Below are 24,965 nucleotides of genomic sequence, written 5' to 3' on the forward strand. Positions count from 1 at the left end.
CACGCGAAAATCAAGCCGACACAACGTCCGAGCTTGCGCGTTCAGTCGATGCGCACCCGCGCGGAGGCCGTCGCGCCCCGGCCGTCGGTCACGGTCACGCGCGAAAATCCCGGCCCGACGTCGGGCCACAGCGTCTCCCGGCGGCGCTCCGGCGGCAGCGGGCGGCCGTCGACGAGCCAGCGGAAGGGCGGCGCGCCGCCCGCGGCCTTCAGCGCCAGCGCCGCCCCCGGGCCCACCTCGACCCGCGCGCCGTCCGGCGGAAACGCGACCATAAGCGGCGCGACGTCGCGGACGCCGAGCACGGGCGGCGGCGCGCCGAACGGGCGGAAGCGCTGCAGCGGCGCGGGCAGATCGGCGAAGGCGACCGCGGCGCCGGGCGGCGCCGGCGGCGGCGGCGCGAGCGGCTCGCCCAGCCGCGCGAAGGCGTCGAACAGGATCGGGGCCGCGGCTTCGCGGCCGACGAGGCCGGAGCTCGACGCGCCGTCCGGCCGGCCGGCCCAGACCGCGATGACGCGCTTGCCGTCGAAGCCGACCGCCCAGGCGTCGCGGTAGCCGTAGGAGGTGCCGGTCTTGAAGGAGAGCCGCCCGCCGAGGGCGGATTCCGGCGGCGGGCTCTTCAGCAGCGCCTGGGCGACCTGCACGGCCGCGACGCCGTCGACCAGCCGGCGGCCGGGCGTCTCGGGGCCGGAGACGGATGCGGGATCATCGGTCAGCGGGACCGCAGCGCCGCCGCGCGCGAGGCCGGCGTAGAGCGTCGCGAGGTCGAGCAGCCGGATCCCGACGCCGCCGAGCGCGACGGCGAGGCCGGGCGTTTCGCCCGCCGGGAGCGCGAGTCCGCCGCCGGCCGACCGCAGGCGGGCGACGAAGCGCGCGGGACCGACCGCCTCCAGAAGCGCGACGGCCGGGATGTTGAGGGACAGCGCCAGCGCCTCAGCCGCGCTCACCGTGCCGTGGAATCCCTGGTCGAAGTTTCGGGGCGCGTAGTCGCCGAACTGCGCCGGACGATCCTCCATCAGCGTCTCGGGCGCGGCGACGCCGTTCTCGAAGGCGAGCGCGTAGATGAAGGGCTTCAACGCGGAGCCCGGCGAGCGGACGGCGCGAGTCTGGTCGAGCGCGCCGGCGCGCGTGGCGTCGAAATAGTCGGCCGAGCCGACCGAGGCCTCGATCGCGCCGGTCGCGTGATCGGCGACGACGATCGCGACCGAGAGGCCGGGTCCGAGGGCCCGCGCGCGGTCGCGCGCCAGATCCTCCAGCGCGCGCTGGAGGTCGCGCCTGAGCGTGAGCCGCGCGACGCCGCCGGCCCCGACGCGCCGGGCCGCCGCCTCCGCATTGTGGGCGGCGAAATTGGGGAAGGCGCGGCGGCCGTCCGGGACGGGTTCGTCGCGCGCGTAGGTCGCCTCGGCCGCTGAGATCGCCCCGGCCGAGGCCAGCCGGTCGAGCACGCGGTCGCGCGCGGCTTTCGCGGCGTTGCGGTCGCGGTCGGGGCGGCGGGTCTCGGGCGATTGCGGGATCGCGACCAGCAAAGCGGCCTCAGCGATCGACAGCCGGGCCGGCTCCTTGCCGAAGAAGGCGAGGCTCGCGGCGCGCACGCCCTCGAGATTGCCGCCATAGGGCGCGAGCCGGAGATAGAGGTCGACGATTCCGGCTTTGCCGACCCTGCGCTCCAGCGCGAGCGCGGCCCCGGCCTCGCGCCATTTGCGGGCGAGCGTGCGGCTGCGGTCGGGGCTGAGCAGGCGCACGACCTGCATGGTGAGCGTCGAGCCGCCCGACACGATCCCGCCCTGCCGGACGGCCTGCCAGGCCGCGCGCGCCGCGGCGATCGGGTCGACGCCGGGATGGGAGGCGAAGCGCTTGTCCTCATAGGCCGTCAACATCCGCAGGAAGCGCGGATCGACGTCGCCGGTCGCCACCGGCAGCCGCCACGCGCCGTCGGCGGCGGCGAAGGGGCGGAGCAGCCGCCCGTCGCGGTCGTTCACGAGGGTGGACAGCAACTTGGCGCGCCCGGCCTCGGGCGCGGAATAGCCCTCCAGCGAAATGGCGGCCCCCGAACCACCGACGAGGGCGACGAGGAGCGCGCACGCGGCGAGCCGCGCGAAGACAGGCCGCGCGCGCTCTCCCGCCTCGCTCATTTCGCCGCCGTCACCTCGATCGCGCCGGCGCCGGTGCGGGCGAAGCGGTCGGCGCGGTACATGTCCTCGACGGTCGCCGCCGGCTGGGCGTAGCGGCCGGGGGCCACGGCGCGCACGACATAGGCCGCCGAATAAACCGCCGGGCCGTCGGCGGAGCGGTCGAAGGCCGCGACGAAGCGGTCGTCGCGGAACTCGGAATGGGCGGCCTGCGGGTCGTCTCCCAGCATAGACAGCGCCGGCAGCTTCGCGCTGGTCACGAGCTCCGGATTGTCGATCTCGAAGCCCGCCGGCAGCCGGTCGACGACGAGCACCCGGCCCGGACGGGGCTCCGGCTCGGTGACGGTCAGCACGACCACCAGGCGCGTGTTCTGCGCGACCTTGGACGCGTCGACCTCGACGCCGGCGGTCGTGTAATAGCGCCGTCCGAGATGGAAACCGCTCTCCGCCGGTGGCTCCGGGGTGACGGGAGATCCGCGGACGGTCACCACCGCCTCAAGCGGCGTCTGGCCGGCGTTGGCGATCGTCGAGGGGCCGGCCGCGAGGCGGGCGGGCGAGAAGGTCTCGTCGAGCGCGCCTTTGCGGGGCTGACTGTCCACGGTGAGCGTGAGATCGGCGCTCTGCGCCTTCAGCCCGCGCGCGGCGAGCAGCAGCCAGGCGTTCTCCTGCGTCGTCAGAGAGGACCGGTCGCGCCGGGCGGCGCCGACGCGGCGAAGCGCGGCGGGCGCGATCGCGACGCCCGCGCGGCTTTCCGAGGCGAGCGCCACGATCGCCGCCTGGTCGCGCAGAACGGAGCCGAAATCGGTCCGCGCCGCGTCGTCCGGCGCCTCGATCTCGGCGGCCGCGAACGCTTTGGACGCGCGCGCGAAGTCGCCCGCCTGGGCGAGCGCCGCCCCGATCTGGGCGCGGGCGAGCGGGCTTGCGAACTCCTCGATCTTGACGTCGGCGAGGTAGCGCAGGTCGCCGATCAGCGGTCGCCCGGACTTGGCCAGCACGTAATGGGCGTAGGCGACGTCGCTCTCGGTCGAGTCGTTTCTCAGGCCGATCGTGTTGCGCAAATTGTCGAGCGCGGTCGAAAACGCCTGGTCGGGCGTCGGATAGCCCGCGGCGCGCGCCCGGCCGAGCACGTCGACCACATAGGCGTCGAGCCAGAGATCGCCGCCTTCCGCCGACCACAGGCCGAACGAGCCGTTGGAATCCTGCCGCGACAGCACCCGCGCCACGATCGAGGCGGCGCGGGCCTTGAGATCCTCCGGCGTGACGCCGGCGGTCTCGGCTGCAAGGCCGAGCTCCTGTCCGACCACGAGCGCGAGCAGCTGGCTCGAGAGCTGCTCGGAGCAGGCGTAAGGGTAGCCGTCGAGCGCGAGCTTGAAGGTCGCGGCGTCGAGCATGCCGGGCTTGTTCACGCTGAGCGCGACCGAGCCCGTTCCGGGCACGAGGTCGACCAGCATGTCGTTCGAGACGGTCACGCTCGCGCCCGTGGCGAGCGCGATCACGTTGCGTCGGAGGACCGGAGAGGTCGCGGGCTTCACCTCGAGGCTGAGCGCCTGCGCGTAGGATCGCCCGTCGGGGCCTTTGAGCGTGACGTCGATGCGGGCGGCGCCCACGCCGTTCGCGGCCAGAGGGATCTCGACCGCCGCCCTGGCCTTTGTGGCGAGCTTGACGGTCTTCGCGCCGGCCGGCGCCGCGACGGGTCCGGAGACCGCGACGTCGAGGCGGTAGTCGCCGGCCGCTCCCGAGACATTGTCGAGGTCGAGCCTGAGCCGCGAGCGGTCGCCGTCGGCGAGGAAGCGCGGCAGGGCCGCCGTCACCACCACCGGATCGGCGACGACGACGTCCTTCGCGGCATGGCCGAGCTTGCCGCCGCTCCAGGCGACCGCCATCAGCTTCACCGTGCCGTTGAAGGCCGGCAGCTCCAGGGGAATGACGACCTCGCCGCCCGCTCCGATCGGGACCAGGCCGGAGAACAGCGCAAGCGGCGCCTGGGTCGGCGCGTCCTGAAGGCCGCCGGCGCCGGATTCGTCGCCGCCGGAGCGGAGCTTGCCGCGCGTGGCGCCCATGCCGTCGATGAGCTGGCCGTAGAGGTCGCGCAATTCGGCCGCGAGCCGGCGCTGGCCGTAGACGTCCTTGTCCGGCGCCGGCGGCTTGTAGCCGGTCAGGTTGAGGATGCCGACGTCGACGGCGGCGAGCGTGACATAGGCCTTCTCGCCGGCGGCGAGGTTGGCGAGCTTCACAGGCACGTCCAGCGTGCGGCGCGGTTCGACGGCGGCGGGGACGTCCAGCGACACGCCGATGGTGCGGTCGCCGGCGTCGATTCCGGCATAGGCGACGCCGATGGCGCGGCCCGGCATGCGGCTCGCCTTGGCGTCGAGCGCGCGGTGCGCGAAGGCGACGACATAGGCGCCGGGACGCCAGGCGTCCGTGACCTTGAAACTCGTCGTCGCGCCCTTCTCCGACACGTCGAGCGTCGCCTGGTCGATCACGCCGGCGCCGACCACCAGCACGGTGGCGCGGCCGGCGAAGCGCGAGCCGATCGTGGCGGTGACGGTCTCGCCCGGCTTGAAGGTCGACCTGTCGAGCGCGACGTCGAGCGTGTCCGGCGTGTCGGCGGAGGCGGCCGCGAAGTAGCCGGCGTCGAAGGCGACGCTTGTGGCGGGCCCCTGCGGATCGGCGCTCGCGACCTCCAGCCGGTAGCGGCCATAGGCGACCTTGGCCGAGATCGGCGCCGCGGCGTCGGTCCCGACGTCGACCTTGCCGTCGGCGACGCGCCGGGTGCGGTTGACGGTCTCGAAGTTCCAGCGCCCGTCGGTCGCGTACCACTGGTAGCTCGTCTCGATCCGCATCAGCTGCCAGCTCAGGCCTGCGGCCGCCACGGGCTTGCCGTCGGCGCCGACGGCGCGGACCTCGAAGCGCGCGGTCTCGCCGTCGCCGACCCGGTCGGCGAACAGCGGCTTGACGCCGATGCGCGCGCCCGTCGCCGCAACCGGCAGCGTGAGCTTGCGTTCGATGGTGCGGCCGGAGGGCTCGGCCAACCTGAGCGCGACCTCGGCCTCGAGCGGACGCGTGGTCTCGGGCAGCGGCGGTTGGGGAATACGGACATTCGCATGTCCCTTGGCGTCGGTCCTGCCGAGCCCGGCGAGCGGCGTGCGGAGGGGCGCGACGACCTCGTCCGACAGCCCGAAGCGGTAGCCGTCGAAGCCCGGCAGGCCGCCCTCGCGGACCTTGAGCGTGACGTCGCCCTCGAGCGCGAGGTCGGCTGCGGGCGCGCCGTAGAGCCAGCGGCCGTCGACGGTCGCCGCGGCGCCGGCGGAGTCCAGCGTGGCCGCCGTCGTGGCGACGGTCAGATCGAGCCGTTCCGGCACGTAGTCCGCGACGAGGAAGCTGGTCGAGCCGACCCGTCCGCCCTTGAGGTCGGCCAGCGCCTCGACGCGCCACGTGCCCTGCATCGCCTGGTCGATCAGCGGCAGGTCGAGCGTGCGGCCGCCGGCGCCGCCGTCGGTCGAGACCACGCGGCGGTCCTCGACGCCGTCCGGCCGCGTGACGACGAAGGTCAGCGGCAGGCCCTCGACGGCCGCGCCCTTGTCGTCGCGCAGGAGCGCGGTGACGTGGACGGTCTCCTTCGGGCGGTAGACGCCGCGCTCGGCGAAGACCTGCGCGTCGAGCGGCCCGGGCGCCGCGCGGCCGCCGACGCCGCGGTCGGACAGGTCGAAGCCCGGCTTGGTGAGGTCAAGGAAGCCGTAGTCGCCCTTCGCCTGCGCCACGAGCACGGCCGGCGCCTGGCCTCCCGTCCCGCGGGTGAGGCCCGGCTCGAAACTCGCGAAGCCTTCCGCGTCGGTGGTTTTGGTCGCAAGCACCTCATTGTCCCGCGCGATCAGCTTGACCTCGACGCCGGCGAGGGAGCCTGCGGAGGCGAGGGAGCGGGCGAAGATCTTCACGCCGTCCACGCCGGAGACGGCGGTGAGGCCGAGGTCGGAGACGACGAACCACTGCGTCGCCTGCGAGGTCCAGGGCTCGGGGTCGACGGCGTTCTTGGGCCGCGCGGCCATGACGTAGACGCCCGGCGCGAGGTTCGGGATCGCGTCGGAGACCGGGAAGGCGGTGACCACGTCGACGTTCTGCTTGCGTTCGACCACCAGCTCGCCGCTGTAGACGGTCGCGGCGGTGTCGCTCCTCAGCGTCTCGAGCGCCTCCCCGTCGAGCTGCTTCTGGAAGTCGCCGGAGACGACGGCCTGCGCGAGGCTGCGGTCGCCGACCCGGAACACCTCGACGACGGCGGCGTCGACATTGGTGGTGAGCACCGGCACGCCCTGCTGGCCGGTCGACGGCAGCACGTAATTGCGGCCGGTGAAGCGCACCGAAGGCGAGCGGTCGCGGACGTAGATGCGGAAGTCCTTGGACTGCGGAAGGGTCTCGTCGACATCGGAGGGCAAGCCCTGGCGGACGGTCAGCTCATAGGTCTCGCCATGCTTCAGCCCGTCGACGCAGACCTGCTGGGCGTCCGCCGTGACGGCCGGCGCGTCGACGCCCTTCAGGACGACGTAAGGCGAGAAGTCGACGCGGCCCTTGGCGAGGTCTTCGGAGAACTGCACGCAGGCGCGGGGCGCCGCGGCGTCGCTGTCGACCGAGTAGTCGAGCGCGCGGAAGCCGTGCTCGGCGCGCATCGTCTCGTAGGTCGCGCGGGCGTCCGGATTGTCGGCGAGCGCGAGCCCGGCCTTGAGCGCATCGAGCGCCGGCCGCCACTCCTCGCGGACGGCGAAGGCGTTGGCGAGCACGGCGAGCGCCCGGCCCTTGGTCTTGGCGTCGGGCGAGACCTCGTAAGCCTTCCAGGCGGCCCCCGTCGCCTGGTCGCGCAGGCTCTCGCGCTCGGAATAATCGTCGGTCTCGATCTTGGTGAGCGCGACCGAAAGGTTGCGCCAGGCCTGCTCGTTCTTCGGGTCCTTGCCGGCGGCGAGCGCCATGGTGACGGCGGCGTCGCGCCAGCTCCCCGCGCGGATCTGCGCCACGCCCTGCTTGATGAGCTCGGCGACCGTCCGCTTGTCGGACCCGGCCTCGCGCCGGACGCGGGCGTCGAGCTTGAGGGCGCTTTCGACCGCAGCCTGGTTCTGGAAGGGCTTGCCCGCATCCGCCGCCGCAGGCGACGTCGCGGCGAGCAGGCCGATCATCGCCGCCGCTGCGGCGAGCCTCGCGCGCCCGGCCCCGAACCACATCGCAGTCATGGCGAATCCCCCGACCCCATTCGCCACGTCTTTCGAGACGCGTGGCCGGAAGGACGATAGACCCCCGCGGGTCGGAGCGGAATGGCGATCGCGCAAGGAGTTCGGACTCTTCCCGCCGCCGGCGTTTCGGGCGACGCCCCGCCGGTCTAGGATCACGCCATGTCGATCGGCGATTCGCCGCCTACCCCCAAAGCACCCGGCCGCGGCGCGGACGCCGCCGCGCGCGAGGCGGAGCGGCGCGAGCGCCTCGCGGCGGCGCTCCGCGCCAATCTGCGCAAGCGCAAGGCGCCGGGCAGGCCGGCCCGGCCGGAGGCGCCCGACGGCGAGGCGGGGTAGCCTGGAGCGGTCGACGATTGTGCGCCGACTGCGCTTGCGCTAGACCGCGCGCTTCGCGCCGGCCGCTCCGCGCGTCCCTTCCCGGTCGTCACGGACGGGCATATCGAGGAGGTCCCATGGACCGCATCCGCATCGTCGGCGGGGCCAGGCTCAATGGCCGCATCCCGATCTCCGGCGCGAAGAACGCCGCCCTCCCGCTGATGATCGCGAGCCTGCTGACCGCCGAGACGCTGACGCTCGACAACGTGCCGCGGCTCGCCGACGTCACGCTCCTGAAGCGCATCCTCGGCAATCACGGCGTCGACGTCGCGGTCGCCGGCAAGCGGGCCGAGCAGGACGCCTTCGCCGGCGAGACGGTCAAGCTCACGGCCGGCGAGATCGTCGACACGCTCGCGCCCTACGATCTCGTCTCGCGCATGCGAGCAAGCTTCTGGGTGATCGGGCCGCTGCTCGCGCGCATGGGCGAAGCCAAGGTGTCTCTGCCCGGCGGCTGCGCGATCGGCACAAGGCCGGTCGACTTCTTCCTCGACGGCCTGAAGGCGCTCGGCGCCACGATCGAAATCGAGGCCGGCTACGTCATCGCCCAGGCGCCGGCCGGCGGCCTGAAGGGCGCGCGCGTCTCCTTCCCGAAGGCGTCCGTCGGCGCGACCCATGTGATCCTGATGGCGGCGACCCTCGCCGAGGGCGAGACCGTCATCGAGAACGCCGCCCGCGAGCCCGAGATCGTCGACCTCGCCGACTGCCTCACCAAGATGGGCGCGAAGATCGAAGGCGCGGGAACCTCGACGATCCGGGTCCAGGGCGTGGCGCGCCTGCACGGCGCGCGGCACAGCGTGCTGCCGGACCGGATCGAGACCGGCACCTACGCCATCGCCGTCGCCATGACGGGCGGCGAGGTGCTGCTGGAGGGCGCCCGGCGCGACCTGCTCGACGCGGCCTTCGACGTGCTGGTCGAGGCCGGCGTCGAGGTGGAGACGACCAATGAGGGCGTGCGCGTCGCGCGCAACGGCCACGGCCTCGCGCCCATGAACGTCGTCACCGCCCCCTATCCCGGCTTCCCGACCGATTTGCAGGCGCAGCTCATGGCGCTCGCTGCGCGGGCCGGCGGCTCGTCCTCGATCACCGAAACCATCTTCGAGAACCGCTTCATGCACGTGCAGGAGCTGGTCCGCCTCGGCGCGAAGATCCATCTCGAGGGCGACGTCGCGACGATCGAAGGCGTGGACAAGCTGACCGGCGCGCCGGTCATGGCGACCGACCTGCGCGCGTCCGTCTCGCTCGTGATCGCGGGACTGGCTGCGGAAGGCGAGACCATCGTCAACCGCGTCTATCACCTCGACCGCGGCTTCGAGCGGCTCGAGGCCAAGCTGTCGCAGTGCGGCGCGACGATCGAGCGGCTGACGGGCTGACGCGGCGAGCGACGGCGCGGCCGGCGCGCGCTCACGAACCGCGTCGTCATCCTCCGGCTCGACCGGAGGACCCATCCCGGGCGTCGCGCCCGACCTTCGACGTGGGTGGTCCGGTCAGGCCGGACCATGACGAGGGGAAGGCGGATCCAGCCTCTCCACGCCTCCATGATCACGCCGGGCGAGACGGCGGATTGCGGCGGCCCGCGCCGACCGCTACCTCTCAGCCGACGCCCTCACCGAAACGATCCCCGATGTCCGACCCCTCGCCCGACGCGCCGCTCAAGCTGATCGCCCTCGACGCCGAGGACCTCGAGGTGCTGTCGGCGCATCTCCAGGACTTCGTCGTCCGCATCGGCGACCTCGTGTTTCTGCCGGGCGAGAAGCGCTTCGCCTTCGTGGGCAACCGGGCCGACCGGCGGATCGACGGCGAGCTCCGGCGGCGGCGCACGGCCGGCCATTTCGAGCGGGTGACGCGCGTCGCCGCGCGCGGCGTCGACCGCTCGACGCCCGACGCGATCCTCAATCTGCTCGCGATCGTGTTCACGCCGGCCGGCGAAGAGGATCCCTCCGGCGCGGTCGAGCTGCGGTTTTCGGGCGGCGCCAGCCTCCGCCTGGAGGTCGAATGCGTCGAAGCCCGGGTCGCCGATCTCGGGCCCGTCTGGTCCGCCAAGGCGACGCCGTCGCACGACGCCGAAGGAGCCTGACGCCGTGGTTTTGCGCCTGAACGCGATCGAGCCCGACTTCGCGGACCAGTTCGACGCGCTGCTGCTCACCAAGCGCGAGATCTCCGAGGACGTCGACCAGACGGTCGCCGCCATCATCGACGACGTCCGCGCGCGCGGCGACGCCGCCGTCGTCGACTATTCCCGACGCTTCGATCGCGTCGACCTCGACGCGCTCGGCATACAGGTGACGCCGGAGGAGATCGCGGCGGCGCGGGCGGCCTGCGATCCCGAGACGCTGGCGGCGCTGACGCTGGCGCGCGACCGGATCGAGAGCCATCACCGCCGCCAGACGCCGCAGGATGAGCTCTATGTCGACGAGATCGGCGTCGAGCTCGGCCATCGCTGGACGCCGATCGACTCGGTCGGGCTCTATGTTCCCGGCGGCACGGCCGCCTATCCCTCCTCGGTGCTGATGAACGCCGTCCCGGCCAAGGTCGCCGGAGTCGCGCGGCTCGCGATGGTCGTGCCGTCGCCGGACGGGGCGCTGTCCCCGCTGGTGCTCGCCGCGGCCGAGCTTGCCGGCGTCGACGAGGTGTTCCGCGTCGGCGGCGCCCAGGCGGTCGCGGCGCTCGCCTACGGCACGAAGACGATCCGGCCCGTGGCGAAGATTGTCGGTCCCGGCAACGCCTATGTCGCGGCGGCCAAACGGCGGGTGTTCGGAACCGTCGGCATCGACATGATAGCCGGTCCCTCCGAAGTGCTGGTGATCGCGGACGCGACCGGCAATCCGGACTGGATCGCCGCCGACCTGCTGGCGCAGGCCGAGCACGACGCCTCCGCCCAGTCGATCCTGATCACCGACGACGAGGAGCTCGCGGACGCCGTGGCGGCCGCCGTCGAGTGGCAGCTTTCGACCCTGCCGCGCAAGGAGATCGCGGGCGCGAGCTGGCGCGACTTCGGCGCGATCATCGTGGTGCCGATCCTGCGCGACGCCGTGCCGCTCGCGGACCGGCTGGCGCCGGAGCATCTGGAGATCGTCGCCGAGGACGGCGACGCGCTGTCGACGGCGATCCGCCACGCCGGCGCGATCTTCCTCGGGGCGCATACGCCCGAGGCCATCGGCGACTATGTCGGCGGTTCGAATCACGTGCTGCCGACGGCGCGCACCGCGCGCTTCGCGTCCGGCCTCGGCGTGCTCGACTTCGTCAAGCGCACCTCGATCCTGCGCTGCGGGCCGGACCAGCTGCGGGCGATCGGTCCCGCGGCGATCGCCCTCGGCGAGGCGGAGGGGCTGCACGCCCACGCCCGCTCGGTCGCGATCCGCATGAACGCCCGCGGCTGACGGGGAGAGCGCGCCATGGCCGACGGACCGGATGCGGGACGAGACGGCCGGCGGCTCTTCGCGGTCACGATCGACGAGACGTCGATCGGGCGGGCGTCTCCTGAGGTCGAACATGAGCGCCAGGTCGCGATCTACGACCTTGTCGAGGAGAACTCCTTCGCGCCCGAAGCCGGGGCCGGCGGCCCCTTCGCGCTGCACATCTCGCTGATCGACCGCAAGCTCGTGCTCAAGGTGAGCGGTGAGGACGGCGACGAGGTGGTGACGCACATGCTGTCGCTCAGCCCGTTCCTGAAGATCCTGAAGGACTACTTCATGGTCTGCGAGAGCTACTTCGCCGCGATCAAGACCTCGAGCCCGTCGCAGATCGAGGCGATCGACATGGGCCGGCGCGGCCTCCACGACGAGGGCGCGCAGGTGCTGGCGGAGCGGCTGAAGGGCAAGATCGTCGTCGACCACGACACCGCGCGCCGGCTGTTCACGTTGATCGCGGCCTTGAGCTGGAAGGGCTGACGTCTCCGTGGCGGACGGCGAAGGTCCGGTTGAGAAACGGCCGCAGTCCGTGCTGTTCATGTGCGGACAGAACGTCATTCGTTCGGTGGTCGCCGAGCAGCTCGCGCGGCACTATTTCGGCCGATCGCTCTACGTCGCCTCCGCCGGCGTCAGGCCGGGCGAGAACGACCCCTTCGTCGCCGCCGTGCTCGACGAGATCGGGCTCGGCGTCGGCAAGCATCGTCCGCACACGCTGGAGGACCTCGAGGACCTCAATTTCGATCTGATCGTCACGCTGGCGCCGGAGGCCCACCACGCGGCCCTCGACCTGACCGACCGATACCCCGTGGACGTCGAATACTGGCCGACCATGGACCCCACCCTCGCGGCCGGCGGATCCCGCGAGCAGACGCTCGAAGCCTACCGCGCCATGCGCGACACCCTCGACACCCGCATCCGCGACCGGTTTCGCTACGCCGGAAAGGCGCGCGTGTGATGGCGCGGTCCCGCCGCAGCCGCAGATCGTCCCCGCGCGAGCCCGCCGTCGCAGCCTGCGAGTTGTGCGACGCTTGGCTTTCCGGTATCACGCCCGTTCCTTGATCAAGACTGACGACGGCGCGCCTGACTTTTGCGGGCCATGTCGCCGTCGCGCACCATCGAGACCCCATGTCGAAAGAAGAACTGCTCGAATTTCCGGGCACCGTGATCGAGCTTCTGCCGAACGCCACCTTCCGGGTGAAGCTCGAAAACGACCATGAGATCATCGCCCACACCGCGGGCCGCATGCGGAAGAACCGCATCCGCGTGCTCGCCGGCGACAAGATCCTGGTCGAGATGACGCCCTACGACCTGACCAAGGGCCGCATCACCTACCGCTTCAAGTGAGCTGCGCCGCCTCGCCGAGCGCGGCGCGCCCGATCTCCGCCCGGCGACGCTGAAGCATGACGAAGGACCGCCCAAAGCTCGTTCTGGCCTCGGCGAGCCCGCGACGGCTGGCGCTGCTGGAGCAGATCGGCGTCGCGCCCGACGCGCTGCTGCCGGCCTCGCTCGACGAAACGCCCGAACGCAACGAGCGGCCGCGCACGCTCGCGCTGCGGCTCGCCGAGTCGAAGGCCGCGGCCGGCAAGCGCCTCGCGGATCAGGACCCGGCGCTTGAGGGGGCGCTGATCCTCGCGGCCGACACCGTCGTCTCCGTCGGCCGGCGCATCCTGCCGAAGGCCGAGACCGCCGACGAGGCCGCCGACTGCCTGCGCCTGCTCTCCGGCCGCGCCCACCGCGTCTCGACCGCGATCGGGCTGATCACGCGCAAAGGCTCGCTGCGGAGCCGGCTGGTCGAGACCCGGGTGCGGTTCAAGCGTCTGTCGGAGTCGGAGATCGACGGCTATCTCGCCGCCGGCGAATGGCGCGGCAAGGCCGGCGCCTATGCGATCCAGGGCCTCGCCGGCTGTTTCGTCGCGAAGCTTTCGGGCTCCTACGGGGCCGTGGTCGGCCTGCCGCTCTACGAGACCGCGAACCTGCTGACCGGCGAAGGCTACCCCGTGCACCGCGACTGGCATTCGAAGGTCTGACGGGATGAGCGAGGACGCCGTCCGCCCCGTCCGGCCGCCGCGGCCCTGCCCGATCTGCAGCAAGATGTCGGTTCCGGCCTTCCAGCCCTTCTGCTCGAAGCGCTGCGCCGACGTCGACCTGTCGCGCTGGTTCGGCGGCGTCTACGCCGTCCCCACGCCCGAAGGGCCGGACGACGAAGCTCCCTCCCCGCCGCGGCGCGACGACGCGGACGACTGAGCCGTCCCCGGAGCGCTGCGTGGCGATGTCCTTCACAAGCCTCGCAGCTCTTGCGATCTTCGTCGCGGTCTATTGGGTGATGGCCTTCGGCCGGGCGCCGCTGCTGCGCGTCGACCGCGCCGGCGCGGCGCTGGCGGGCGCGGCCTTCATGGTCGCCCTCGGCGTGCTGACGCGCGAGGAGGCGCTCGCCGCCGTCGACGTCGACACGATCGTGCTGCTCACGGGCATGATGATCGTCGCGGCCAATTTGCGGCTCGCCGGCGTCTTCGAGCTGATCGGCGCGCTGATCGCGGCCCATGTCCGGCGGCCGCTGACGCTGCTCGCGGCCGTCGTCGTCGCCAGCGGGGTTCTGTCGGCCGTCCTCGTCAACGACACGATCTGCCTGGTGCTGACGCCCTTCGTCGTCGGTCTGACGCTGCGGCTGAGGCGCGACCCGGTTCCTTACGCCATCGCCGTCGCGACAGCGTCCAATGTCGGCAGCGTCGCGACCATCACCGGCAACCCCCAGAACATGATCATCGGCTCGCTCTCCGGCATCCCCTACGCCAGCTTCGCGGCGGCGCTGGCGCCGGCAGCCGCCGGAGGGCTCGTGCTGGTGATCGTCGCCGTCGCGCTCGCCTTCCGCCGCGAGTTCTTCGACGGCGCACGGTTCGACGGGTTCGCCGCCGACCCTTCCGCGCCCGCCCTGCATGCGGCTCTGGTCGCCAAGTCGCTCGCCGTCACGCTCGCGATGATCGCCGCCTTCTTCCTCGGCTTCCAGATCGCGACGGCCGCGATCGCCGCCGGCGCGGCTCTGCTGCTGACGCGGCGCATCAAGCCCGCGCGGGTCTGGCGGGAGATCGACTGGCCGCTGCTCGTGATGTTCGCCGGGCTGTTCGTGGTGACGGCGGCGCTCAAGAAGCTCGCCCTCACCCCCGACGCGCTCGACCGGATCGCGCTCCTTCCTCTCGATGGGCCCCTGCCGCTCACGCTCGTGACGGCGGCGTTGTCCAATCTCGTTAGCAACGTGCCGGCGGTGCTCGCGCTCGAACCGATCGTCGCGCGCCTCGCCGACCCGACGCGCGCCTGGCTGATCGTCGCGATGGCCTCGACGCTCGCGGGCAACCTCACTTTGGTCGGCTCGGTCGCCAATCTGATCGTGGCCGAACGCGCGCGGGCGCTCGGCGTCGAGGTCGGCTTCTGGCCTTACCTGAAGGTCGGCGCGCCGCTGACCGTCGCCACGCTCGCGCTCGGGCTGCTGCTCGTCTGACCACGGCGCCCGTCGCCGCTGGACACCGCCTTTGGGCGCCCCTATAAGGCGGCGCGCTCGTCGCAGGCATACAGCTTGGCGAGCGCAGACCTCGGGGGCCGCGAGACGGCGTCCGCGGGCCCGGGTAGCTCAGTTGGTAGAGCAGCGGACTGAAAATCCGCGTGTCGGTGGTTCGAATCCGCCCCCGGGCACCATCTTCATTTGAAAGCCTTTCTTTTCAGCGTGTTAGGGCCGATGTGGCCCGCCGGGCATGGGCGCCGCGATGTCAGAAGACGATCCGATCAAAGAGCCGAAGTTGACGCCCCGCGACCGAGCGGAGCGTACGCAGGCGGCCTTCCGCGAGATCGTCGACCGCGACAAGGTCAAGGAAGACGCCAAGACCGCTCGGCTAAGAGACGCCCGGCTGAAGCGCGACGCGGCGGCGCAGCCGAAAGACAAGAGCTGAACCGCTCGCCCCCGCGACGAGAAGGACGCGGAACGCCAACGAGCCCTGAAACGATGTGCTAGCTCGCGCTTCGAGGTCGATCCTCGCCCGCGCAAGCGCGCACGGAGCAGGAGCTCAACATGACGAACCCCGATCACGCCGAGATCGAAAAGGCGCGACGCTCCATCGTCGATCTGATGCGCCAGGAATATCAGCATCACAGCATCGGCACGTTCGATCCGTACGAATTCGGCGGCGCCGTCGCACCGCTCGTCAGTGCTTTGGCCGCCCTTTCGCTCATGGAAAAGCAGGAGCACGAGCATTCCGAGCCCGGCGAAGCGAGTCGCCCCGACGACTAGGTCGTAGGCCCCGACGGCCAGCGCAAAGCCGGCCCCGGTTTCCGCTGCATGGTTGCGCGACCGTCCGGCGACACGGAGCGAACCGTCCGTCGCCCATTCGGCCGCCCGGTCGCGACCGAACGTTCGGGCTCCAGCCACGTTTGCGCTTTTGGGAATGGCAGCCGCTTGGGCGCTCCGCGCGAGCGAGAGGGGCGGCGCGGCTGTTCCCCCGGCCGCCCCGTTGCGCATCCGCTGAGCAGCGCGACGGGGCGGCTTGAGCGCGCCCCCGGGCCTCGGCGCGCGTTGGGCATCGAGCGGCCGTTCCGCACCGGCCTGTCCAACCTTCGCGCGGCCTGCTGCGTCCTCGGCTATGCTGCCGGCGTCGTCGCCTCCGGGCGCCGGTCCGGGGCCCCTGCCGTTCTCCGAGATCGGCGCCTTGAGGTCCGTCGGCCAGCCGGGTCACGACCGTCGCCGCGTGGCTGCGCGGCGTCGATCCGAACGCTGAACGAAAGCGTCGACCAAGGGTCAGGAGCCCGCATCGTGCCCGCAGCGCAGCCAAACCAGGCGAAGCTTCCTCTTCGCGGCTTCTGGCGAGCGTCGGCCACGGTTCCGATCGCGAGCGCGATCGCGGGCCTTGCCTGCGGCGGCGCGGCCGCTCTCCTCGATCGGCCGGATCTGGCGAAAATCGCGTGGGCGCTCGGCGCCGCCCCCGTTCTCGCGGTTCTGTGCTGGAAGATCGTCTCGAGCCTCCGTCGCGGCGACGTCGGACTGGACCTTATCGCAGCGCTCGCCATGGCGGCGGCGCTGTCGATCGGCGAGGTCCTGGCGGCGGCGATCGTCGCGCTGATGTATGCGGGCGGTCAGGCGCTGGAGGCCTTCGCCGAGGGTCGCGCGAGCCGCGAGATGAGCGCGCTCCTCGACCGCGCCCCGAAAACCGCGGCCCGCTATCACGGCGCGACGCTCTCGACCGTACCGGTCGCGGAGGTCGCCGTCGGCGATCGGCTGATGGTGCGGCTCGGCGACGTGATTCCGGTCGACGGGGTCGTCACGGGGTCCGCCGCCGTCCTCGACGAGGCCGCGCTGACCGGCGAGTCGCTCCCGGTCACGAAGCGGGACGGCGACGCCGTGATGAGCGGCTCGACCAATGTCGGCCAGGCGTTCGACCTCGTCGCCCGCGAGACCGCGGCGCGAAGCGCTTACGCCGCCATCATCCGCCTGGTCGAAGAGGCGATGACGTCCCAGGCGCCGATGACGCGACTGGCCGACCGCTACGCCCTCGGCTTCATGGCGGCGACGCTCGGGCTGGCGGGGGTCGCGTGGTGGATCTCCGGCGACCCCGTCCGCGCCGTGGCCGTTCTCGTGGTCGCGACGCCGTGCCCGCTCATCCTCGCGGTTCCCGTCGCGATCGTCGCCGGCATGTCGCGGGCCGCCAAGGTCGGCGTTCTGGTAAAGGGCGGGGCGGCCCTCGAAGCGCTCGGCCGGATCCGGACCCTCGTGGTCGACAAGACCGGGACGTTGACCCATGGCGAAGCGGCGCTCTCCACGGTGGCGCCCGCGCACGGCTGGTCTGAGACCGAGGTCCTCCGCCTCGCAGCCTCGGTCGATCAGGCCTCGCAACACGTCGTCGCGCGCGCGGTCGTCCGCGGGGCCTGCGAGCGTGGCGTCGTCCTGGAGCTTCCTGACGAGGTCACGGAAACGGCCGGCGAGGGGGTCGAAGGCCTGGTCGGAGCGCGAAGGGTTCGGGTCGGCGGCCAGGCGTTCGTCGCGAAGGCGCTGCGCGAGACCGACAGGTCGGCGCTCGCCGCGGCCGTGCCGCCCGGCGCGCTCGCGGTCGCCGTCGCGGTCGACGGCCGGCTCGCCGGCCTCATTCTCATGCGCGACGCCCTGCGCGACGACGTGCAGGCGACGCTCGACCGGCTTCGCCGATCGGGCGTGAGCCGCATCGTCCTGGCGACCGGCGACAGACGCGACGTCGCTTTGTCCGTCACGCGCGACCTCGGTCTGGACGCCATCGCCGCGGATCTCACGCCGCAGGACAAGATCGCGCTGGTCCGCCGCGAAAAGGCGCGCGCCGCGGTCATGATGGTGGGAGACGGCGTCAATGACGCGCCGGCGCTGGTCGAGGCCGATGTCGGCGTCGCCATGGGCGCGAAAGGCGCCGCGGCGTCGGCGCAGGCGTCGGACATCATTTTGCTGCGCGACAGTCTGAACGGGCTCGCGGACGGTCTGGACATCGCCCGGCGCTCGCGCCGCATCGCGCTCCAGAGCGTCTATGCGGGCATAGGGCTCTCGGCGCTCGGCATGCTCGCCGCCGCGTTCGGCTTCCTGCCGCCCGTGCAGGGCGCGCTCCTGCAGGAGGCGATCGACGTCGCCGTCATTCTGAACGCCCTGCGGGCGCTCAAGGAATAGACTCCGAGGGTCGATCGCCGGATTCGCCGGTCCAGGGGACCGCCGCAATGGCGGCCCCTGACGTCGTCTTCAGTCGGCGCAGTTATAGTCGCCGCCGCCGACGGCCTTGCCGCGTACGAAGCCTCCGCTGGTCGCCAGGCCCACGGCCACGCACACGGCGTAGCGGATCTTCTTGTCGGCCGGGAAGCCCTTCAGCGGCGCGGCGGTGGTGCCGTCATAGGACGAGGGCAGGCTGGTGCCGTAGAACGGCGTCGAGCCCCAAGCGAGCTTTTCCGACGTCGTCACGCCGTTCGGATTGTCGTAGGGCAACTCGTACTGGGCGGACTGGTAGGCCCATTCGTAGTCGCAGGGCAGCTTCTGGTTCTGGAAGGGGCAGCCATTGCCGCCATTGTAGGTCGCGGACGTCTTGCTGCGGCCTTCGGAATAGCCGTCGGTCGTGCGCGTCGTCCGGAAGGTGAAGGGCTCGATCAGCCCCATCTCGTACTTGCCCGCCGTCAGCGCGACGTAACGCGACTTGGTGTTTCGGATGCTCCAGACCCAAGGCGTGTTGCGGGTGATGCCCGCCGGCGCGCTCAGCGTGCGGAACTCGTAGCGGTCGGCCCACTGCACGCGGTTGATCGGATTGTCGCCGCTGTCGAAGTCGAGCTTGCCGTAAGGCGCCCGCAGATCGACGCTGATGCGGTCGGGGCCGGGGATGTTGACGAGGTTCATTTCGTTGATGATGCGCGGGAAATCCCGGCCGTCCTGGAAGCGCCAGGTGATGGTGACCGGCACGTCATAGAGCTTGTAGAGCGCCGGATTCGGGTCGAGCTTCGGACTGTCGAGCCCGGTGTTAGGGTCGACCGTCGTGGCGGCGATCGTGCCGGCGCGCCGGTAGTTGAGCGTGAAATTGACGGAGAGCTTGCCGGGCCCCGGGACGTAGGTCGTCGTCACGGGGAAGCCGCGGCCGAGCGGCGAATCGTCGGTGTTGAAGATCTGCCAGGCGATGGTCGGCGGCAGATTGGGCTTCGGCAGGTTGGTGAAGGCGCGCTCACGCTCGTGGCTGACGAAATAGCCGAAGCCCTCGCCGTTCTGCGCGTTCAGGCGCACCGGCTTGATCGGCCCCGCCTTGGTCTTGATCTGATAGGTCATCTGGATCGCGTAGCCGCCATTGCCGGCGTTGCCCGAGCCCTGCTTTTTCAGGGAGACCGATCGCTTGAGGCCGGCGGAGTCGGTCCAGACCACGCGGTCGACGACGAAGCCGTTGATCGTCGTCGTCGTCCGGGTGACCGCGCCGGCGGGCGCGGCGAGGCCCGCGAGCGCAAGCGCGGCGAGCCCGGCCGACGCCGCGGCGCGGCCGGTCCGGGACAGAACGACGCCGTCGCCGGCGTGACGGAAGAGATGAATCATCTGTGCGTCCCCACGATCGGCGTTCGGCGGCCCGCGTCGGGCGGCCGGACTGCATCCTCCGCCTGTTTACGACCGCTCGCCACTCGCGACGTCACCCCTTCGGGTGAGGATCGACGAATTTATGAGACGCCGATCAGCCCACCGGCGGCGAGACGCGGCGCAGGGTGAGGTTGATGCGGCCGCCGCCCGGAAGCAGGGTCGAGGTTCCCGCCATCACGCGGTCGACCCCGTGGAAGGCGAGCCGGCTGTCGCCGAGAAGCGCCATGGCGTCGCCCGAGGCCAGACGGAACGAGCGCGTCGGATCGGAGCGCCGGGCGCCCCCGATCCGGAACAGCGCTGTGTCGCCCAGCGAGAGCGAGACCACCGGCGCGCCGAGATCGGCCTCGTCGCGGTCCTGATGCAGCCCCATCCGCGCGCCCGCGCCGTACCAGTTGACGAGGCAGGCCTCCGGCGGGAGCGCATAGCCTCCGACCTCGTTCCACGCCTTCAGCAGGATCTCCGGCAAGGGCGGCCAGGGCCGGCCGGTGACGGGATGGGTCGGCTGATAGCGGTAGCCGCCTGCGGCGTCCGACACCCAGCCAAGCGGCCCGAGATTGCTCATGCGGACCGAGAAGGGCTTGCCCGTGCGCGGCATGGTCGGCGTGAAGAGCGGCGCGTCGGCGAGCGCCGCCCGGAGGGCGTCGACGAGCGCCGCCTGATCTTCGGGCGAGAGGTATCCGGGAGCGAGCTTCATCGGCGGCTGAGGCGGGCGCGGTGGGGCGCATGGGAGCGTATTCCCGCACCGTCGCAGACCAGGAGCGCCGTTGTCGACCGAGAACCGGCGCGGCTCGAGCTGCGAGGCCGGGGCGACCGCCGCGCGCTCGCGGACCCCCACGCGCCTCACGGCCGCGTCATCGTTCGCCTTGCGACCTCAAATCGCCATCCTTATATACCCGCCGACCCGCGGAAACCGCGGAGATTTCAAGGGACCGAAGGGTTGCGTCGCTCCCGTCGGGAGCGGGCGCAAGGCCGCTTCGGGGCCGACCCGGTCTGCTTAAAGAGATGAGGAAGTGAGAGTCATGGGCAAGGTCATCGGGATCGATCTCGGAACCACCAATTCCTGCGTCGCCGTCATGGACGGCTCGACCGCCAGGGTGATCGAGAACGCGGAAGGCGCGCGCACGACGCCGTCGATCGTCGCCTTCGCGGACGGCGGCGAGCGGCTTGTCGGCCAGCCGGCCAAGCGCCAGGCGGTGACCAACCCCGACAAGACCTTCTTCGCCGTGAAGCGCCTGATCGGCCGCCGCTTCGACGACCCGACGGTCGAGAAGGACAAGAAGCTCGTCCCCTACAAGATCGTAAAGGGCGACAATGGCGACGCCTGGGTCGAAGCCGACGGCAAGGCCTATTCGCCGTCGCAGATTTCGGCCTTCACGCTGCAGAAGATGAAGGAGACCGCCGAGGCCCATCTCGGCCAGAAGGTCGACCAGGCGGTCATCACGGTGCCGGCGTACTTCAACGACTCGCAGCGCCAGGCGACCAAGGACGCCGGCCGGATCGCCGGCCTTGAGGTGCTGCGCATCATCAACGAGCCGACCGCGGCCGCCCTCGCCTACGGCCTCGACAAGAAGACCGCCGGCACGATCGCGGTCTACGACCTCGGCGGCGGCACCTTCGACATCTCGATCCTCGAGATCGGCGACGGCGTGTTCGAGGTGAAGTCGACCAATGGCGACACCTTCCTCGGCGGCGAAGACTTCGACATGCGCCTGGTCGGCTATCTCGCCGACGAGTTCAAGCGCGAGCAGGGCATCGACCTCCGGAACGACAAGCTCGCTCTTCAGCGCCTCAAGGAGGCGGCGGAGAAGGCCAAGATCGAGCTGTCCTCGGCCACCCAGACCGACATCAACCTGCCCTACATCACGGCCGACGCCTCCGGTCCGAAGCATCTCGCGCTCAAGCTCACCCGCGCGAAGTTCGAGAGCCTGGTCGACGACCTCGTCCAGCGCACGGTCGGACCGCTCAAGGCGGCGCTCAAGGACGCCGGCGTCACCGCCGGTCAGATCGACGAGGTCGTGCTCGTCGGCGGCATGACGCGCATGCCGAAGGTCCATGAGACCGTGAAGCAGTTCTTCGGCAAGGAGCCCCACAAGGGCGTCAACCCGGACGAGGTCGTCGCCATCGGCGCCGCGATCCAGGCCGGCGTGCTGCAGGGCGACGTCAAGGACGTGCTGCTGCTCGACGTGACCCCGCTGTCGCTCGGCATCGAGACGCTGGGCGGCGTGTTCACGCGCCTGATCGACCGCAACACCACGATCCCGACGAAGAAGAGCCAGACCTTCTCGACCGCCGAAGACTCGCAGTCCGCCGTGACGATCCGCGTGTTCCAGGGCGAGCGCGAGATGGCGGCCGACAACAAGATGCTCGGCCAGTTCGACCTCGTCGGCATTCCCGCCGCGCCCCGCGGCGTGCCGCAGATCGAGGTGACCTTCGACATCGACGCCAACGGCATCGTCAACGTCCAGGCCAAGGACAAGGCGACCGGCAAGGAGCAGCAGATCCGCATCCAGGCTTCGGGCGGCCTCAGCGACGCCGACATCGAGAAGATGGTGAAGGACGCCGAGGCGAACGCCGCGGAGGACAAGAAGCGCCGCGCGCTCGTCGACGCCCGCAACTCGGCCGAGGCGCTGATCCACTCCAGCGAGAAGACGCTGGCGGAGCTCGGCGACAAGGCCCCGGCCGGCGACAAGGCCGCGATCGAGAGCGGGATCGCTGAACTGAAGACCGCGCTCGAGGGCGACGACGTCGAGGTCATCAAGGAGAAAACCAACGCGCTCGTCCAGGTCTCGATGAAGCTCGGCGAGGCCATGTACCAGCAGGGCGGCGCCGGCGGCGACGGCGACGCGGGTCCGAGCGGCTCCTCGGCCGGCGGCGAGCCGAAGGACGACGTGGTCGACGCCGACTTCGAAGAAGTGGACGAGAAGAAGAAGTCCGCCTGACGCTCCGACGTCACGCGCGAGCGGCCCTCGCCCCTTCCGCGCCTCCGGCGCGCTGAAGGTGGTCGGGGGCCGTTCGATCAGCCCCGCGTCGGCGGCCCAGCCGCGCCACAAGCGACACGAGACCGATGTCAAAACGCTGCTTCTACGAGACGCTCGAGGTCGAGCGCACTGCGAGCGACGGAGAGCTCAAGGCCGCCTATCGCAAGGCCGCGATGCGCTGGCACCCCGACCGCAATCCGGGCGATCACGAGGCCGAGGCGCAGTTCAAGGAGCTCAACGCGGCCTATGACGTCCTGAAGGACCCGCAGAGACGCGCCGCCTACGACCGCTTCGGCCACGCCGCGTTCGAGAACGGCGGCGTGGGCGGTCAGCGCGGCGGCCCCGGGGGCTTCGCGGCGGGCGGCTTCTCCGACATCTTCGAAGACATCTTCGGCGAGATGATGGGGGCTGGCCGCGGCAGGGGCCGAAGCGCCGGCGGGCGCGAACGCGGCGCCGATCTCCGCTACAACATGGAGATCACGCTCGAGGACGCCTACGCCGGCAAGACCGCGCAGGTCCGGATCCCGACGAGCATCTCCTGCGACGCGTGCTCCGGCACCGGCGCGAAGCCCGGATCGCGTCCGCGCCAATGCGGCACCTGCGGCGGCGCCGGCAAGGTGCGGTCGAGCCAGGGCTTCTTCCTGATGGAGCGGACCTGCCCGACCTGCCACGGGCGCGGCGAGGTCGTCGACGATCCCTGCTCCGCCTGTTCGGGCGCCGGCCGCGTCGACCGCGAACGCACGCTCGAGGTCGCGATCCCCGCCGGCGTCGAGGACGGCACCCGCATCCGGCTGTCCGGCGAGGGCGAAGCCGGCCTGCGCGGCGGTCCGTCGGGCGATCTTTACATCTTCCTGTCGATCTCGGGCCACGATCTGTTCCAGCGCGACGGCGCCGATCTCTACTGCCGCGTGCCGATCGCGATGACGACGGCGGCCCTCGGCGGCTCCTTCGAAGCGCCGACCATCGACGGCGGCCGCACCCGGGTGAAGATCCCCGAAGGCACCCAGTCGGGCATGCAGTTCCGCCTGAAGGGGAAGGGCATGCCGGTGCTCCGTTCGAAGGAGTTCGGCGACATGTACATCCAAGCCACCGTCGAGATTCCGCAGCGCCTGACGCCTCGCCAGCGCGAGCTGCTGGAGGAGTTCGCCGCGGAGGCGTCCGACGCCAATCACCCGGAATCGACCGGATTCTTCAGCCGCGTGCGTGAGTTCTTCGGCGGAGCGTGACTTCGGGGCGACTGTCGTTTTTCGTCACGACCGGTCATGCTATCGTCCGAACGGCGCCCTATCTCATTTCCGTGACCGCGTCGCCTTCGGAGCGTTGACACGCATGCTCGAGCCCGCCAGACGGTCACCGCGCCGCAACGATGCGCGCGGGAAGGGGCTGGATTTCGCCGACGAGGCGCGATTCCTCAAATCCTGGTTCGACAAGCCGCTGGTGACCGGCGCCGTCAGCCCGTCCGGCAAGGCGCTCGCGCGCATGATGGCGCGCTATGTCGATCCCGACGTGCCGGGGCTCGTGCTTGAGATCGGCCCGGGCACGGGACCGGTCACGGAAGCGCTGATCGAGCGCGGCGTCGCGCCGGAGCGGCTCGTGTTGATCGAGTTCAATCCGGAATTCGTGCCGCTGCTTCAACGCCGGTTTCCCGGCGTCACGGTGGTGCGCGGCGACGCCTACGCCGTCCGCGACACGCTGGCCGGCCGCCTCGACCAGCCGCTGACGGCGACGGTCTCGAGTCTGCCGCTGCTGACCAAGCCCGTGCGCCAGCGCGCGCGCCTCCTCAATGACTGCTTCGAGATGTCCCGACCCGGCGCGCCGTTCATCCAGTTCACCTACGGGCTCGTGCCGCCGATCCCGCGCGAGGCGATCGCGCCGGTGACCGTGGCCGGCAGCCCCCGCGTCTGGCTCAACCTGCCGCCGGCGCGGGTCTGGATCTACCGCCGGCAGGCCTGACCCAAGCGCAGCCCCGCTCCCCCACGGATACGCCATGCCCTCGCCGAAGATCGTGGTGCTCGCGGGGTCGATCCGGGTCGGCTCCATCAACGAAAAGCTCGCCGCCGCCGCCGCGCGGGCGCTCTCCGACGCGGGAGCCGACGTCAGCCACATCTCGCTCCGGGATTACCCGCTCCCCCTCTATGACGCCGATCTGCAGGCGCGCGAGGGGATTCCCGCGCCGGCGCGCGCATTGGTCGACCTGTTCCTCGAGCATCGCGGAGCCTTCGTGGCGAGCCCCGAATACAATGCGAGCTTCTCCCCGTTGCTTAAAAACGCCTTCGACTGGATGTCCCGCGTCAACGTCGCGGGGCTTCCTCCCCTGCCCGCCTTCAAGACCAAGGTCTTCGCCCTGGGCGCGGCGTCGAACGGCGCGCTCGGCGGCCTGCGCGGGCTGACCCAGCTGCGCGCCATGATGGAGCTCGGCCTCGGCGCCCTCGTGCTGCCCGAGATGGTCGCGGTCGGAAACGCGCCGGAGGCGTTCAGCGCCGACGGCGCGCTCGTCAATCCGCGGGCGGCGGGCTTTCTAGAGGCGGTCGTGGCCCGCCTGGCGGACCACGCCGAACGCCTCGCGTGACGGGCGGCCGCGATCGACCGCACCGCGATCGACTGGCCCGGTTCGGGACCGCACGGCGTCGTCACGACTGTCGGGTTGGCGCCGAGATAAACGCTCAAATGAACTTTAGTCGTCGCCCGGCGCTCGACTCTGCCACCTTAGTGCATTTGCATTATGCACTGAGCGTAAATTAACGCTTGAGTAATTAAACGCTTGCGCAGGC

Annotated in this window: 21 protein-coding genes and 1 tRNA gene; 18 read left to right on the forward strand and 4 right to left on the reverse strand. The window is 71.3% G+C overall.

The features are described 5' to 3' along the window. Positions 1-41: 41 nt before the first annotated feature. Both pbpC and ACO2RJ_RS14380 read right to left on the reverse strand, forming a co-directional pair. Complete coding sequence (gene pbpC, locus ACO2RJ_RS14375) at positions 42-2,129, reverse strand: penicillin-binding protein 1C (protein ID WP_423268683.1); 2,088 nt, start codon at positions 2,127-2,129, stop codon at positions 42-44. Further along, positions 2,126-7,342: an alpha-2-macroglobulin family protein gene (locus ACO2RJ_RS14380; protein WP_423268684.1), complete on the reverse strand. Its 5,217-nt coding sequence runs from the start codon at positions 7,340-7,342 to the stop codon at positions 2,126-2,128. Before ACO2RJ_RS14380 ends, pbpC begins: the two co-directional genes overlap by 4 nt. 159 nt (positions 7,343-7,501) lie before the next feature. Between ACO2RJ_RS14380 and ACO2RJ_RS14385 the strand changes: the two genes are divergently transcribed. From ACO2RJ_RS14385 to ACO2RJ_RS14450, 14 genes are all read left to right on the forward strand, one after another. Next, positions 7,502-7,678, forward strand: a complete 177-nt coding sequence (locus tag ACO2RJ_RS14385) for a hypothetical protein (RefSeq protein ID WP_423268685.1) — start codon at positions 7,502-7,504, stop codon at positions 7,676-7,678. Between the two features lie 116 nt (positions 7,679-7,794). Continuing rightward, positions 7,795-9,087, forward strand: a complete 1,293-nt coding sequence (gene murA / locus ACO2RJ_RS14390) for a UDP-N-acetylglucosamine 1-carboxyvinyltransferase (RefSeq protein WP_423268686.1) — start codon at positions 7,795-7,797, stop codon at positions 9,085-9,087. A gap of 251 nt (positions 9,088-9,338) precedes the next feature. After that, entirely contained in the window at positions 9,339-9,791 is a 453-nt protein-coding gene (locus ACO2RJ_RS14395; RefSeq protein ID WP_423268687.1) for a DUF2948 family protein, read from the forward strand. Positions 9,792-9,795: 4 nt separating this feature from the next. After that, positions 9,796-11,094, forward strand: a complete 1,299-nt coding sequence (gene hisD, locus ACO2RJ_RS14400) for a histidinol dehydrogenase (protein ID WP_423268688.1) — start codon at positions 9,796-9,798, stop codon at positions 11,092-11,094. A gap of 15 nt (positions 11,095-11,109) precedes the next feature. After that, positions 11,110-11,604 carry a UPF0262 family protein gene (locus ACO2RJ_RS14405; protein WP_423268689.1) on the forward strand — a complete coding sequence of 165 codons (495 nt, stop codon included), beginning with the start codon at positions 11,110-11,112 and terminating at the stop codon, positions 11,602-11,604. A 58-nt stretch (positions 11,605-11,662) separates the two neighbouring features. Then, positions 11,663-12,079 (forward strand): low molecular weight phosphatase family protein, encoded by a 417-nt coding sequence (locus ACO2RJ_RS14410; protein WP_423268990.1) that lies wholly within the window; start codon positions 11,663-11,665, stop codon positions 12,077-12,079. 170 nt (positions 12,080-12,249) lie between these two features. Continuing rightward, the gene (infA, locus tag ACO2RJ_RS14415) at positions 12,250-12,468 is read left to right on the forward strand and encodes a translation initiation factor IF-1 (protein WP_128777136.1); all 219 of its coding nucleotides are present in this window, start codon (positions 12,250-12,252) and stop codon (positions 12,466-12,468) included. A gap of 56 nt (positions 12,469-12,524) precedes the next feature. Then, the gene (locus ACO2RJ_RS14420) at positions 12,525-13,151 is read left to right on the forward strand and encodes a Maf family nucleotide pyrophosphatase (protein WP_423268690.1); all 627 of its coding nucleotides are present in this window, start codon (positions 12,525-12,527) and stop codon (positions 13,149-13,151) included. 4 nt (positions 13,152-13,155) lie between these two features. Further along, positions 13,156-13,368: a DNA gyrase inhibitor YacG gene (yacG, locus tag ACO2RJ_RS14425; RefSeq protein WP_423268691.1), complete on the forward strand. Its 213-nt coding sequence runs from the start codon at positions 13,156-13,158 to the stop codon at positions 13,366-13,368. A 25-nt stretch (positions 13,369-13,393) separates the two neighbouring features. Further along, positions 13,394-14,617, forward strand: coding sequence for an SLC13 family permease (locus tag ACO2RJ_RS14430; RefSeq protein WP_423268991.1), 1,224 nt, complete (start codon positions 13,394-13,396; stop codon positions 14,615-14,617). A gap of 118 nt (positions 14,618-14,735) precedes the next feature. Then, positions 14,736-14,811, forward strand: a tRNA-Phe gene (locus ACO2RJ_RS14435). 101 nt (positions 14,812-14,912) lie between these two features. Further along, the gene (locus ACO2RJ_RS14440) at positions 14,913-15,062 is read left to right on the forward strand and encodes a hypothetical protein (protein ID WP_423268692.1); all 150 of its coding nucleotides are present in this window, start codon (positions 14,913-14,915) and stop codon (positions 15,060-15,062) included. A gap of 119 nt (positions 15,063-15,181) precedes the next feature. After that, a complete protein-coding gene (locus tag ACO2RJ_RS14445; protein ID WP_423268693.1) occupies positions 15,182-15,400 on the forward strand; it encodes a hypothetical protein in 219 nt (72 codons plus the stop codon). A gap of 519 nt (positions 15,401-15,919) precedes the next feature. Continuing rightward, positions 15,920-17,788, forward strand: coding sequence for a heavy metal translocating P-type ATPase (locus tag ACO2RJ_RS14450; protein WP_423268694.1), 1,869 nt, complete (start codon positions 15,920-15,922; stop codon positions 17,786-17,788). 69 nt (positions 17,789-17,857) lie between these two features. Here ACO2RJ_RS14450 and ACO2RJ_RS14455 read toward each other — a convergent pair whose 3' ends face one another. Together ACO2RJ_RS14455 and ACO2RJ_RS14460 are read right to left on the reverse strand one after the other, a co-directional pair. Continuing rightward, the gene (locus ACO2RJ_RS14455) at positions 17,858-19,177 is read right to left on the reverse strand and encodes a hypothetical protein (protein WP_423268695.1); all 1,320 of its coding nucleotides are present in this window, start codon (positions 19,175-19,177) and stop codon (positions 17,858-17,860) included. 133 nt (positions 19,178-19,310) lie between these two features. Next, positions 19,311-19,910: an alpha-ketoglutarate-dependent dioxygenase AlkB gene (locus ACO2RJ_RS14460; protein ID WP_423268696.1), complete on the reverse strand. Its 600-nt coding sequence runs from the start codon at positions 19,908-19,910 to the stop codon at positions 19,311-19,313. 325 nt (positions 19,911-20,235) lie between these two features. On the opposite strand from ACO2RJ_RS14460, the gene dnaK reads away from it, so the two are divergent. The 4 genes from dnaK to ACO2RJ_RS14480 all read left to right on the forward strand — a co-directional run bounded on the left by dnaK (position 20,236) and on the right by ACO2RJ_RS14480 (position 24,763). After that, complete coding sequence (dnaK, locus tag ACO2RJ_RS14465) at positions 20,236-22,155, forward strand: molecular chaperone DnaK (RefSeq protein ID WP_423268697.1); 1,920 nt, start codon at positions 20,236-20,238, stop codon at positions 22,153-22,155. 125 nt (positions 22,156-22,280) lie between these two features. Further along, positions 22,281-23,420, forward strand: coding sequence for a molecular chaperone DnaJ (gene dnaJ, locus ACO2RJ_RS14470; RefSeq protein ID WP_423268698.1), 1,140 nt, complete (start codon positions 22,281-22,283; stop codon positions 23,418-23,420). A 103-nt stretch (positions 23,421-23,523) separates the two neighbouring features. Beyond that, on the forward strand, positions 23,524-24,147 hold the full coding sequence (locus tag ACO2RJ_RS14475) for a class I SAM-dependent methyltransferase (RefSeq protein ID WP_423268699.1): 624 nt from the start codon (positions 23,524-23,526) through the stop codon (positions 24,145-24,147). 34 nt (positions 24,148-24,181) lie between these two features. Then, on the forward strand, positions 24,182-24,763 hold the full coding sequence (locus tag ACO2RJ_RS14480; protein ID WP_423268700.1) for an NADPH-dependent FMN reductase: 582 nt from the start codon (positions 24,182-24,184) through the stop codon (positions 24,761-24,763). Positions 24,764-24,965: the final 202 nt, after the last annotated feature.

The sequence above is a fragment of the Hansschlegelia sp. KR7-227 genome (genome assembly GCF_049446035.1).
In the GTDB taxonomy this organism is placed as follows: Bacteria; Pseudomonadota; Alphaproteobacteria; order Rhizobiales; family Methylopilaceae; genus Methylopila.